This is a genomic window from Rhizobium sp. BK456 (assembly GCF_014194045.1).
Taxonomy (GTDB): Bacteria; Pseudomonadota; Alphaproteobacteria; order Rhizobiales; family Rhizobiaceae; genus Rhizobium; species Rhizobium redzepovicii.
Map to the genome: position 1 here is coordinate 164,262 of NZ_JACIAO010000003.1, position 13,174 is coordinate 177,435.

The following is a 13,174-nucleotide window of genomic DNA, read 5'->3' on the forward strand; positions in this document are numbered from 1 at the left end:
CCGCACCGGTCCATGATGGGCCGGTGCGGTTCTACAGCGCTTGAATGCTGCATCATTCTACCCTCAAATCGATCCCGATTTGAGGATTATGCAGCGGCGTCAAATCAGATCAGTAGCCCTGACCCTTCTTCTCTTCGTAGACCTTCATCGGCTCGTCGGCGGGCGTGTAGAGCTTGGATTCGGTCTGGATCCACTTCGGCGGAGCCTTCTTGTCCTTCAGGTAGGCATCGAGCGCATCGAAGGCCGGACCTGCCATATTAGGCGTCAGCTCGACCGTGGCATTGGACTCGCCTTCGGACATGGCCTTGAAGATATCCGGCACGGCGTCGATCGAGACGACGAGGATATCCTTGCCGGGCTTCAGGCCGGCTTCCTTGATCGCCTGGATGGCGCCGACGGCCATGTCGTCGTTATGGGCGTAGAGAGCGCAGATGTCCTTGCCGCCATTTTCGGCCTTCAGGAAGCTTTCCATGACTTCCTTGCCCTTGGTGCGGGTGAAGTCACCGGTCTGGCTGCGAACGATCTTGAGGTTGTCGTGGTCGGCGAGAGCTTCTTCGAAGCCCTTCTTGCGGGCGATGGCCGGCGACGAACCGGTCGTGCCCTGCAGCTCGACGACGTTGCACTTCTTGTCGCCGACGGTCTTGACCAGGAAGTCGCCGGCGACCTTGCCTTCGTGGACCAGGTCCGAAGTGACAGCCGTCAGGTAGAGATCATCAGGAGCCTTGATGGTGCGGTCGAGCAGGATGACCGGAATCTTGGCTTCCTTGGCTTCCTTCAGAACGTCATCCCAGCCGGTTTCGACGACCGGAGCAATGAGAATGGCATCGACGCCCTGAGCAATGAAGGAGCGCAGAGCCTTGATCTGATTTTCCTGCTTCTGCTGTGCATCGGCAAACTTCAGATCGATGCCGCGCTTCTTGGCCTGCTCCTTGGTTACGGTCGTTTCAGCCGCGCGCCAGCCCGATTCCGAGCCGATCTGCGAGAAGCCGACGGTCAATCCGCCGGCCGAAGCCGAACCAAACATGCAGGCAGCAAGAATCGTGGCACTCAAAAGTGCAGTCTTCAATTTCATGATTTCCTCCCAAGCCGCGTCTCGCGGCGCACGGTCAAAAAATCATATAGTATTACTTTTGTAAATCGGAATCTTTGCATGCAGCGCAGCAAAAAAGAGCGCCCACAAGGGGCGCCCTTCGCACGTGCGAATTGAAGACTGCTTATTGCGCCGGTAGCTTGTCGTCGACGCCTTCGACATAGAAATTCATGCCGAGCAGCGTGCCGTCATCGGCCTTCTCGCCGGCCTTCAGCCAGGGCGTGCCGTCCTGCTTGTTGATCGGGCCGGTGAAGGGATGCAGCTCACCCGACTTGATCTTGGCTTCGGTTTCCTCGGCCATCTTCTTCACGTCGTCAGGCATGTTGGTATAGGGCGCCATCTTCAGGATTCCGTCCTTCAGGCCGTCCCAGCTCTGCTCGGACTTCCAGGTGCCGTCCAGAAGCGCGTGGACGCGCTTGGAGTAGTAGGTGCCCCAGGTATCGACGATCGCCGTCAGCTGCGCCTTGGGGCCTGCCGCGATCATGTCGGATGCCTGACCGAAGGCGTGGATGCCGCGTTCTTCGGCAACCTGCATCGGCGCGGTCGTATCCGTGTGCTGGGTCAGCACGTCGACGCCCTGGTCGACCATCGCCTTGGCGGCATCGGCTTCCTTGCCGGGGTCGAACCAGGTGTTGACCCAGATGACCTTCAGCTTGAAGCTCGGATCGACCGACTTGGCGCCCTGCTCGAAGGAGTTGATGCCCATCACCACTTCCGGAATCGGGAAGGAGGCGATGTAGGCGGCGCCGTGATTCTTCGAGGTCTTAGCGGCGATCTGGCCGAGGATATAGCGGCCTTCATAGAAGCGCGAATTGTAGGTGGCGAGATTGGGGCCGGATTTGTACCCGGTGCCGTGCTCGAACTTGACGTCGGGGAACTTGGCGGCAACCTTGACCGTCGCATCCATGAAGCCGAAGGACGTCGTGAAGATCAGCTTGCAGCCGGAACGGGCAAGACGCTCGATGGCGCGCTCGGCATCCGGGCCTTCCGGCACGTTTTCGAGGTAAGGCGTGTCGATCTTGTCGCCGAATTCGGCCTGGACCTGCTGGCGGCCGAGATCATGCGCCTGAGAATAACCGCCATCAGTGTGCGAACCGACATAGACGAAGCAGACCTTCGTCTTATCAGCAGCCTGAGCGGCCGACGAGATGCCGATCACGGCGGCAGCCGAGGCGGCGAGTGCGAATGCGTATTTCTTCATGGTAACCCCTGTTGGTTTGAAGTTATTTGCGGAAACCCGTCTTTGTCTTTGCCTTATCGCTCCGGCACGAAGGCTTTTCCGAGCGAGGCGGGCGTATTGATCAACGTCGTGCGCCGATTATGAGAAATGATGATAAGAACCACAATAGTCGCGGCATAGGGCAGCATCGAGAGAAACTGCGAGGGAATGCCGAGACCGAAGGCCTGCGCGTGCAGTTGAAGGATGGTGACCGCGCCGAAGAGATAACCGCCGGCAAAGACCCGCCACGGCCGCCAGGAGGCAAAGACCACCAGCGCCAGCGTGATCCAGCCGCGTCCGGCCGACATGTTCTCCGCCCATTGCGGGGTGTAGACGAGCGACAGCTGGGCGCCGGCAAGACCGGCGCAGGCGCCGCCGAACATCACCGCCAGATAGCGCGTGCGGATAACCTGAATGCCGAGCGCATGGGCCGAAGCGTGACTGTCGCCGATCGCCCTCAGCTTCAGCCCGGCCCGGCTGCGGAACAGGAACCAGCTGACGCCGACCACAAGCGCAATCGACAGGTAGAAGATCAGATCTTGCCGGAAGAGAACATGGCCGATGACCGGGATGTCGGAGAGGAGCGGAATAACGATCTCACCCAGACGAATGCCGGGCATGCTGACATAGGCTTCGCCGAGCATGCCCGATACGCCGAGGCCGAGAAGGGTAAGCGCCAGTCCCGTTGCCACCTGGTTTGCCACCAGCGTCAGCGTCAGGAAAGCGAAGAGAAGCGAGAAAATCGCGCCTGCGGCAATGCCGCAGACCATGCCGACATAGGGCGAGCCCGACATTTGCGCTCCGGCAAATGCGGCGACCGCGCCCATGATCATCATGCCTTCGACGCCGAGATTGAGCACGCCGGAGCGCTCGGTGACGAGTTCGCCCAGCGCTGCGATGACGAGCGGCGTCGAGGCGGTGATGACGGTCAGCAGAATTGCTTCGAAGATGCTCATGCCGCGCCCCTGACCCGCGACCAGACGATGCGGATTTTGTAATAGATCAGCGTATCGCAGGAGAGCACGAAGAAGAGCAGCAGCCCCTGGAAGACGCGGGTGACCTTGTCGGAAACGCCGAGCGACAGCTGTGCGGCCTCGCCGCCGAGATAGGTCAATGCCAGCACCAGGCCCGATGCGATGATGCCGAGCGGATTGAGGCGTCCCAAGAAGGCGACGATAATGGCGGTGAAGCCGTAGCCCGGCGAGATCGCCGGCTGCAAGTGGCCGATCGAGCCGGAGACCTCGGCTATCCCCGCGAGGCCGGCAAGGGCGCCGGAGAAGAGGAAGCTGAACCAGATCATTTTCTTCGACGAGAAACCGGCAAACCGCCCTGCCCGTTCCGACTGGCCGAGCACGACGATCTCGAAGCCTTTCAGCGTGTAGCGCAGCATGAACCAGGCGCCGACGGCCGCAATGAGGGCGAAGATGAAGGCCCAATGGGCCCGGCCCGACTCTTCCCAGATCGCCGGCAGCACCGCCTCAGGCGCGAAATCGCGCGAGACCGGAAAGTTGAAGCCCTTCGGATCGCGCCAGGCGCCACGGATCAGCCAGTCGAGGAAGAGCTGGGCGATATAGACCAGCATCAGCGACGTCAGGATTTCGTTGGTGTTGAAATGCGCCTTCAACAGCGCCGGAATGGCGGCGAAAAGCGCACCGCCGAGCGCTCCCAGGATGAGCATCAGCGGCAGGACAAGCGGCGAGTGCCAGTCGTAGAAGACGATCGGCAGATAGGAGCCGGTGATGGCGCCGATGGTGAACTGGCCTTCGGCGCCGATATTCCAGTTGTTCGAGCGATAGCAGACCGCCAAGCCGACGGCGATCAGGATCAACGGTGCCGCCTTGATCGCCAGTTCGTGCAGAGACCAGACCTCGAGCAGCGGCTCGACGAAGAAGGCGTCTAGCGCCTCCACAGGGTCCTTGCCGAGCATGGCAAACATGATGGCGCCGAACACCAGTGTCAGCACAAGGGCCAGCAGCGGCGAGACGAAGGTATAGAGCTTCGAGACGTCGGGGCGTTTTTCGAGTTCAATGCGCATGGGCTGCCTCTTCAATGCGCATGCGGCGCCTCTGGGGCACCACCGCTCTGGTGCAGGCCGCCCATCAGCAGGCCGATCTTTTCGCGTGTCAGTTCGCCAGCCGGGAACGGGCTGGAAAGGCGTCCCTCGGAGATGACGGCAATATCGGTCGCCACTTCGAAGATCTCGTCGAGATCCTGGCTGATGACGACGACGGCGGAGCCGGCCTTTGCCAGATCGACCAGAGCCTGGCGGATGCGGCTTGCAGCCCCGGCATCGACACCCCAGGTCGGCTGGTTGACGACGAGCACGGCCGGCTGGCGGTCGAGTTCGCGGCCGACGATGAATTTCTGCAGATTGCCGCCGGAGAGCGAGCCTGCGGCCGGGTCGTCGCCGCTCTTGCGCACATCCATCGCCTCGGAAATCCGCCGTGCGGCAGATTTCACCGCGCCATGGCGGATGATGCCGAGCAGGCCGAGAAAGGCCTTGCGGTCCGACTGGCTGCGGGCGAGCACCAGATTGTCAGACAGTTTCATGGCGGAGACGGCGGCATGGCCGTGCCGCTCCTCCGGCACGAAACCGGCGCCGAGCAGGCGGCGGGCGGTGATGCCCTCCGTGCCCACAGGCTTCTTGCGAATGACGATCGCTTCTGCCGACGCGACCGGATATTCGCCGGAGAGGGCATCGAAAAGCTCGCTCTGGCCGTTGCCGGCGACGCCGGCGATGGCGAGGATTTCGCCAGCGCGCACCGCCATCGAGACGTCGCGCAGCGGCATGGCGAAAGGCGTGCGGGGTGCGACCGAAAGGTTGGCAACGGCAAGCTGCACCTCACCCTTGTCGCTCCGCTCGGGATGGGTGACGCTCGCCACCTCGCTGCCGACCATCATGCGGGCAAGCGAGGCCGGCGTTTCCGGCTTCGGATCGCAGGCGCCGGTGACGCTGCCATGGCGCAGCACCGTGGCGCGATCGCAGATGCGCTGCACCTCTTCCAGGCGGTGGCTGATATAGAGAACCGAGCGGCCCTCGGCGCGCAGCTTGAACAGCGTTTCGAACAGCCGGTCGGCCTCCTGCGGCGTCAGCACCGAGGTCGGCTCGTCGAGAATGATCAGCTTCGGGTTCTGCAGCAGCGCGCGGACGATCTCGATGCGCTGGCGCTCGCCGACGGAGAGATCGGCGACATGGGCATGCGGATCGAGCGGCAGGCCGTAAGCTTGAGACAGCGCCCTCGCCTGCTCGGCGATCTTGCCGATCGGGATGGAGTCGTCGAGCGACAGCGCGATGTTTTCGGCGACGGTCAGCGCCTCGAACAGCGAAAAATGCTGGAAGACCATGCCGATGCCGAGCTTGCGGGCCTCGCCCGGCGAGGCGACCGACACCGGCTTGCCCTGCCAGAGGATATGCCCGTGCGTCGGCTCCAGCACGCCGAACAGCATCTTCACCAGGGTGGATTTGCCTGCGCCATTTTCGCCGAGAAGCGCGTGAATTTCGCCCGGCGCGATATCGAGATCGATTTCATTGCAGGCGGCAAAGCCACCGAAAAACTTCGTCAGCTTCTGGACGGATAACAACGCACCGGGTTCCGGCACATTCAATGGCGACACGTTCCCCTCATTTCTTCTGCCGATCGGTCCGTTCGGATCTCATGGAATCAGCAGCGTCGTTCCTGTTGTTTTTCTTGTTTCCAGATCCGCGTGAGCCTGCCCAACTTCACGCAAGGGATAGGTTTGATTGATATTGATACGCACTTTGTTGCTTTGCACAACATCAAATAGCGCCTTGGCGCTGTCGGTCAGCTCCTGGCGGGCGGCGATGTAGGTGAAGAGCGTCGGCCGCGTCGCAAACAGCGAGCCCTTCTGCGCCAGCATCGCCAGGGTAAAGTTCTCGATCGGCCCGGAGGATTGGCCGAAAGAGGCAAAAAGGCCGCGCGGCTTCAGGCAGTCGAGCGACTGTGGAAAAGTATCGCGGCCGATCGAATCGTAGACGACATCGACGCCCTTGCCCCCGGTGATTTCGCGCACGCGGGCGACGAAGTCTTCGCTCTTGTAGTTGATCACATGGTCGTAGCCATGGGCGAGCGCCAGCTCGATCTTGTCTTCGGAGCCCGCCGTGCCGATGACGGTGGCGCCGAGCGCCTTTGCCCATTGGCCGGCGATTAGGCCGACGCCGCCGGCAGCGGCGTGGAACAGTAGGACCGTCTGCGGGCCGACCTTGAAGGTGCGGTTCAAGAGATATTCGGCGGTCATGCCCTTCAGCATCATCGCCGCTGCCGTTTCGAGTTCTATGCCGTCAGGCACAAGCACCAGATGCCGCGTCTCGATATTGCGTTCGGCGCTATAGGCGCCGTCGGCGCCGGCATAGGCGACGCGGTCGCCGATATTGAAATCGGTAACGCCGGGGCCGACTGCCGTCACCGTGCCGGCGCCCTCCTTGCCGGTGACAAAGGGCAAATGCGGCGCCTTATAGGTGCCGTTGCGGAAATAGACATCGATGAAATTGAGGCCGACCGCCGCCTGGCGGATCTGCACCTCGCCGGCTGCGGGCGGCGGCAGATCGAGCTCGACGTAATCGAAGACCTCCGGCCCGCCCGTTCTCGAAAATGAAATCGCCTGCGTTTTCGTCATCTGGCTTGTCCTAAGCTTTTCGTCCGAGGGCGGGGAAGAATTGCAGCACCGCGCCGATGACGTAAAGATAGACCCCGGTCACGATAAAGAGAATGAGCGCCCATTCGGGCGTGTCGAAATGCATCAGCAGCGAAAAAATCCCCAGCGCCGACCACAGGAAAAAGACGCCGAGGTTGAGCGGGCGCAGCCTTTTGACCCGGACCGGGTGGAGGAAATTGATCGGCAGGAAGGTCAGCACCACCGAGACGATGACAACAGTGAGCGCCGTCGTGGCGCTCGCATCGATGACGAACAGCGTGAAGACGATCATGTTCCAGACGACAGGGAAGCCGGAGAAGAAATACTCGTCCGTCTTCATGCCCATATCGGCATAGTAGATGGCGCTGGAGACGACGATCATGCCGGCGGCGACGAAGGACCAGGGCTCGCCGATCATGCCGCTCTGATAAAGCGCGAAGGCCGGCAGAAGCACATAGGTGACGTAGTCGATGATATTGTCGAGCGTATCGCCCGACCAGTTCGGCAGCACTTCCTTGACGCGCACCTTGCGGGCGATCGGCCCGTCTATGCCGTCAACCAGAAGGGCGAGGCCCAGCCACCAGAACATGTCGATGAAGCGGTGTTCGGCGGCGGCAACGACGCCGAGAAAGGCAAGGAAGGAGCCGGATGCCGTCAGGATATGGACGGAAAAGGCGCGCATCTCCGCATAAGGAACACGCTTGTAGTTGAAAATCTTCATATTCCCCCGACCGCCCTATCGCGCTCGCCCCGGCAAGCATCTTTTTTTCGCCACCATCGCCGAACCCTGTTGCTGAATCGGGTTCGACGCCGTAGGTCTTTGTTGTCGCACCATTTTTGCCGAAAACCGGCATCCGTTTCCGGCGTGCTGCTCTAATATGCATCCTTTGCCGGGCTTCGCCAGCGGGAAATACGACATTCCCCGCCAGCCATTGAATCCTGACGATGACATGCATATTTCCCTTTAGAAGCGTCGCGTGGAATGGAATGCCTTTAATTCCGGCCCGATTTGTAATATCTCGCTCGCATCCGACTGTTCATCCGACGAAACGGGATCCGCTACCGAAATGAACGCGCCTGCAAAGACCGAAGACTTCGCCTTGTCCATCCCCGCCGGCGTCTATGCCGAGACGGTGCTCGATGTCACGCACTATACGGACCGGCTCTTCCGCTTCACGATGACCCGGCCGCAGGGCTTCCGTTTCCGTTCCGGCGAATTCGCGATGATCGGCCTGATGGTCGAGGGCAAACCGGTCTTCCGCGCCTATTCGATCGCCAGCCCCGCCTGGGCCGAAGAGCTTGAATTCTTCTCGATCAAGGTGCCGGATGGCCCGCTGACCTCGCATCTGCAGGCGATCAAGCCGGGCGATCAGGTGCTGATGCGCAAGAAGCCGACCGGCACGCTGGTGCTCGATGCGCTGACACCAGGCCGTCGTCTCTACATGTTCTCGACGGGAACGGGCGTTGCGCCTTTCGCCAGCCTGATCCGCGATCCCGAGACCTATGAGAAGTTCGAGGAAGTCATCCTCACCCATACCACCCGCGATGTCGCCGAGCTGCAATACGGCTTCGACCTCGTCAACGAGATCCAGAATGACGAGCTGCTGAAGGAAGTGGTCGGCGACAAGCTGCGCCATTATGCGACCGTCACGCGCGAGGATTTCGAATATCGCGGCCGCATCACCGACCTGATCTCGTCGGGCAAGCTGTTTACCGATCTCGGCGTACCGCCGCTCGACCCGGCGATCGACCGCGGCATGATCTGCGGCTCCTCGGCCATGCTGAAGGACACCAAGGAACTGCTCGAAAAGGCCGGCCTCAACGAAGGCGCCAACAGCAAGCCCGCCGAATTCGTCATCGAGCGCGCTTTCGTCGGCTGAGGTTTTTCCGACAATCAGACCTGACAACGGCTCCGGAAACGGGGCCGTTTTTATGTCTGGGCGAGATAGTCGATCAGCATCGCCATCGCGGCGCGCGCCGCATCCGGCTTGCCTCGGTGGATGGCCTGGATGACAGCGACATGCAATGCGATGGCGCGATCCATTCGCTCCGGGTTTGCGGTGGAGTACCAGAGGCGACGCGAATGCGTCTGCACCGGGCCGAGCGCCGCGGTGATAAAACCATTCGGGCAGACCTCTTCGAGGATTTCGTCGAAGGTCTTGTCGGCGGCAAAGAAGCCGGCGAGATCGCCCGTGGCGGCGCATTTGTCCATGGCCCGGGCGCAGTCGCCGAGGCGCCCGCGCTGTTCGTCCGTGGCATGCTCGGCAACGAGGCTTGCCGCGATCGGCTCCAGTTCACGGCGCACCTGCATGACATTGCCATGATCCTCCGGCGCGATCTCGGCAATCTGCAGCCCGACGCGCGGCTTTACCAAGATCAGCCCCTGCCAGGCGAGCTTCTGAATGGCCTCCCGCACCGGCGTCCGCCCATGGCCCGCCATATCGATCAGCTGTTTTTCGGTGACGAGCGCCCCGGGCTTCAGCGCCAGTGTGACGATCAGGTGTTCCAGCGCAAGATAGGCAAGATGGCTCTGTGAGGTCTGCATGCTGAAAATCCGCTGCCGATCTGATATATCACCTTGTCGCACGGCGAAAAGCCGAAGACAAGTCGGCATTGAAATATCGGAATAGAGACAAAGAGATAACAGCGGTGTGAATTCGACGAATGCGATTGCTGACCTGGTGGTCTACGCCGCAAAAGAACTCCCTTCCCTCGCCCCACCTCCGTTATGCTCGGCCTTAAGCCGAGCATCCACACCACATCCACCAGCGGTAATGGCATGGATCCTCGGCCCAAAGCCGAGGAGGACAGAGAGCGGGGTTGGCGTCCACGTCGAATACAAGCTTGACGATGGATTGGCCGCCCCGCTGCCCTTTGGCGGCCTGATGAAGCATTATATTGGCGCCGCCGTCCTGAGCGACGAGTTCAACGATGCGATCGCCGGGCAAGCTGGTCGCCTTAAATCCGAAGTGCTTCTCATAAAACCGCGCCGTTTCCTCGACGTTCCCGGCGTAGATCACCAGCCTGTTGAGCGGCATGACGGCGCCTCATGTCTCCTCAAGTTTACTTTGAGTGCAACGCAACCGCTGTTCCTGCGGCTGCGTTGCCTCAGGCCAAACTTAGCTGAACAGAGTTCCCGAAACCTGCGTGCCATCCGCAAGGTAGAAGAACTCGATGCTGTTTGCTCCGGCGTACCAGTCTTGCAGTATCACCGTGGCGTTTTCATAGCCTGTGCCGGGCGTCGCGTCGGCATGAGATTGAAGAACGAGATCATCCCCCACTCTCAGGTTATCCAAATCCGCCAAGGATAGAACCCTGTCCAGATACACCGCGTCACTTCCTTCGACACCAGTGTCCTTGATCGTCGCAGCAAGAGCCATGTTCACATGGTAGCTGTCGCCGTCGTTGCCGCCATCTGCAAAACCTTGGCCCAATATCAGGTTCAAGGTATCGCTGCCGTCGTCGCCATAGAGGTGGAAATCGCCAGTGCCGCTAAAGAGCGTATCATCGCCGCTGCCCCCATGAAGCTGGTCTGCTCCGCCGCCGCCATTCAGCGTATCATTGCCGGTTCCACCGGTGATGATGTTGTCGCCGGTGTTGCCGGTCAGTGTTGCATTGCCGGTGCCGGTGAAAGTCAGCCGCTCGACGTTGGCATCGTTCGCCATCAAATAGCTTGTCAGTGTGGTGCGGATCTCGTCCGTCCCCTCTCCTGCAGCCTCCGTGATCGTCACACCCTGAGCGTCGATGAGATAGATATCGTCTCCCGCGGCTCCGACGAGGGCGTGTCCCGAAGTGGAAGAGGCCAGGGTGTCGGCGAAGGAGGAGCCAACGACCCGCTCGAAATTGGCCAGAACGTCACCTGACGCGTCGCCACCGCTGACGACCTTGGTTGTCAGGTTGATATCTACCGCATCGCTGGAGAGCGAATAATCGATCGTATCCAGAGTGCCCGCTCCGCCATTCAGATTGTCCGCCGAAGCTGAGCTGAAGAAGGTGTCGTTGAAGTTCGACCCTACGAAAGCTTCAATGCTGTCGAAGCTGTCGCCGGCGGCGTCGCCTGTATGGACCCCGGTCTTCAAATCGAGAGTGATTGCCGCCGCCGCATTGGCATAGCTGGCGGTATCCGCGCCCGCACCGCCGATCAACTGGTCGGCTCCGGCACCTCCGATCAGCGTATCGTTGCCTATTCCACCTGTTATGACGTTGTCGCCGGCATTGCCGGTCAGGGTCGCGTTGCCGGCGCCGGTGAAGGTGAGATGCTCGATATTGGCGTAGGCCGCCATCGAGTAGGAGGTCGCAGTGGTGCGGATCTCGTCGTCGCCTCCGCCTGCCGATTCGGTGATGACGATGTTCTGGGAGCTGACAACATAGGTATCGTTGCCGCCGCCGCCCTGCAGCGTCTGGGTGGTCGTGGCGGTCGAGCCGAGCGTGTCTGCGAAGGCCGAACCGATGACCTGCTCGATGCTGACGAGCCTGTTGCCCTCCGCGTCGCCGCCCGATGCGATGGCCGTCACTCCGCTAGCCCCAAGGATCACGCTGACCGCTGCAGCCGAAGAGGAATAGCTGACGGTGTCGGTGCCGACACCGCCGTTGAAGGTGACGGCTGTGCCGTTGCCAACGAAGGTGTCCTTGGAGGAAGAGCCGACGAACGTCTCAATGCTGCTGAAGGTGTCTCCGGCGGCGTCGCCAATGTGGACGCCAGTCTTCAGATTGATAGTGATTGCGGCCGCCGCATTGGCATAGCTGGCGGTATCCGTGCCCGCACCGCCGATCAGTTGATCGGCTCCGGCGCCGCCATTCAGCGTATCATTGCCGGTTCCACCGGTTATGACGTTATTGCCGCTATTACCGGTCAGGGTCGCGTTGCCGGTGCCGGTAAAGGTCAGCCGCTCGACATTGGCGAAAGCCGCCATCGAATAGGTTGCCAGCGTAGTGCGGATCTCGTCCGTACCCTCTCCAGCAGCCTCCGTAATCGTCACGCCTTGGTTGCCGACGAGATAGATATCATCTCCGGTTCCTCCGACGAGGCTGTGTCCTGATGTCGACGAGCCCAGGGTGTCGGCGAAGGAAGAGCCAATGACCCGCTCGAAATTGGCGAGAACGTCCCCCGCCGCATCGCCACCGCTAACGATGTTGGTCGTCAGATCGACGTTTACCGCAGCACTGGAGAGCGAATAGTCAATCGTATCAGTGCCTGCTGCGCCATTCAGATTATCTGCCGAAGCTGAGCTGAAGAAGGTGTCGTCGAAGCTCGAGCCCTCGAATGCTTCGATGCCGGTGAAGGTGTCGCCGGCGGCGTCGCCGGTGTGGACCCCGGTCTTCAGATTAAGCGTGATCGCAGCCGCCGCATTGGCATAGCTGGCGGTATCCGTCCCTGTGCCGCCGATCAGCTGGTCGGCGCCCCCGCTGCCGATCAGGGTATCGTTCCCGCCGGCGCCGTCCAGGATATCATTGGCCGCGCCTCCGATGAGGATGTCATCGCCGGCGCCGCCGGTCAGGTTCACTGCCCCGGTGCCGGTGAAGGTCACCCGCTCGACATTGGTGTAGTTCGCCATTGAAAAGGTTGTCAGCGTGGTACGGATCTCGTCCGTACCTTCGCCAGCGGCCTCGACGATGGTGACGCCCTGGTTGTCGACGAGATAGATATCGTCTCCCGCTCCGCCGACGAGGGTGTGTCCAGACGTGGAAGAGCCCAAGGTGTCGGCGAAGGACGATCCTACGACTCGCTCGATGTTGACGAGGCTGTTGCCTTCAGCGTCGCCGCCCGTTGCAACCGTCGTCACCCCGGCGGCCCCAAGGGTTACGTTGACGGCCGCAGCCGAGGTGGAATAATCGACGATGTCGGTGCCGGCGCCGCCGTTGAAGGTGATAGTAGTGCCGTTGCCGACGAAAGTGTCGTTGGCGGACGAGCCGCTGAGCATCTCGATGCCGCTGAAGGTGTCGCCGGCCGCATCGCCTGTATGGACGCCGGTCTTCAGATTAAGGGTGACCTGGCCGGTATAGGCTGCTGTATCGTTGCCCGTGCCGCCATCCAATTGATCTGCCCCCGCGCCGCCGGTGAGGCTGTCGTTGCCGTCGCCGCCCTGGAGCACATCATTACCTGCGCCGCCGATGAGGATGTCGGTGCCGGCGCCGCCGAACAGCTGGTCATTGCCGGCGCCGCCGTCCAGGGTATCGTTGGCGATCCCGCCGGTGATGATGTTGTCCAACGC

Annotated in this window: 10 protein-coding genes and 1 pseudogene; 1 reads left to right on the forward strand and 10 read right to left on the reverse strand. The window is 61.4% G+C overall.

Going from position 1 to position 13,174, the window contains the following annotated elements; genetic code table 11:
* Positions 1 to 109: 109 nt before the first annotated feature.
* The 7 genes from ytfQ to pcsA form a co-directional block, all read right to left on the reverse strand.
* Complete coding sequence (gene ytfQ / locus FHX03_RS10380; RefSeq protein ID WP_183853547.1) at positions 110 to 1,072, reverse strand: galactofuranose ABC transporter, galactofuranose-binding protein YtfQ; 963 nt, start codon at positions 1,070 to 1,072, stop codon at positions 110 to 112.
* Positions 1,073 to 1,214: 142 nt separating this feature from the next.
* Positions 1,215 to 2,291, reverse strand: a complete 1,077-nt coding sequence (locus tag FHX03_RS10385; protein WP_183853550.1) for a BMP family ABC transporter substrate-binding protein — start codon at positions 2,289 to 2,291, stop codon at positions 1,215 to 1,217.
* A gap of 53 nt (positions 2,292 to 2,344) precedes the next feature.
* Positions 2,345 to 3,265, reverse strand: coding sequence for an ABC transporter permease (locus FHX03_RS10390; protein WP_183853552.1), 921 nt, complete (start codon positions 3,263 to 3,265; stop codon positions 2,345 to 2,347).
* Complete coding sequence (locus tag FHX03_RS10395) at positions 3,262 to 4,344, reverse strand: ABC transporter permease (RefSeq protein ID WP_183853554.1); 1,083 nt, start codon at positions 4,342 to 4,344, stop codon at positions 3,262 to 3,264. Before FHX03_RS10395 ends, FHX03_RS10390 begins: the two co-directional genes overlap by 4 nt.
* An 11-nt stretch (positions 4,345 to 4,355) precedes the next feature.
* The gene (locus FHX03_RS10400; protein ID WP_183853556.1) at positions 4,356 to 5,924 is read right to left on the reverse strand and encodes an ABC transporter ATP-binding protein; all 1,569 of its coding nucleotides are present in this window, start codon (positions 5,922 to 5,924) and stop codon (positions 4,356 to 4,358) included.
* Between the two features lie 39 nt (positions 5,925 to 5,963).
* Positions 5,964 to 6,944, reverse strand: a complete 981-nt coding sequence (locus tag FHX03_RS10405) for a quinone oxidoreductase family protein (protein ID WP_097628934.1) — start codon at positions 6,942 to 6,944, stop codon at positions 5,964 to 5,966.
* A gap of 10 nt (positions 6,945 to 6,954) precedes the next feature.
* Entirely contained in the window at positions 6,955 to 7,683 is a 729-nt protein-coding gene (pcsA, locus tag FHX03_RS10410; RefSeq protein WP_097628935.1) for a phosphatidylcholine synthase, read from the reverse strand.
* A 346-nt stretch (positions 7,684 to 8,029) separates the two neighbouring features.
* Here pcsA and FHX03_RS10415 point away from each other — a divergent pair, with 346 nt between their 5' ends.
* Positions 8,030 to 8,842, forward strand: a complete 813-nt coding sequence (locus FHX03_RS10415) for a ferredoxin--NADP reductase (RefSeq protein WP_097628936.1) — start codon at positions 8,030 to 8,032, stop codon at positions 8,840 to 8,842.
* Between the two features lie 50 nt (positions 8,843 to 8,892).
* On the opposite strand, the gene FHX03_RS10420 is transcribed toward FHX03_RS10415, so the two are convergent.
* From FHX03_RS10420 to FHX03_RS10430, 3 genes and pseudogenes are all read right to left on the reverse strand, one after another.
* Positions 8,893 to 9,507, reverse strand: coding sequence for a GntR family transcriptional regulator (locus tag FHX03_RS10420; protein ID WP_097628937.1), 615 nt, complete (start codon positions 9,505 to 9,507; stop codon positions 8,893 to 8,895).
* A gap of 193 nt (positions 9,508 to 9,700) precedes the next feature.
* Positions 9,701 to 10,000, reverse strand: coding sequence for a VOC family protein (locus FHX03_RS10425; protein ID WP_239620312.1), 300 nt, complete (start codon positions 9,998 to 10,000; stop codon positions 9,701 to 9,703).
* A gap of 81 nt (positions 10,001 to 10,081) precedes the next feature.
* Positions 10,082 to 13,174 (reverse strand): annotated as a pseudogene (locus FHX03_RS10430) (calcium-binding protein); the annotation flags it as partial.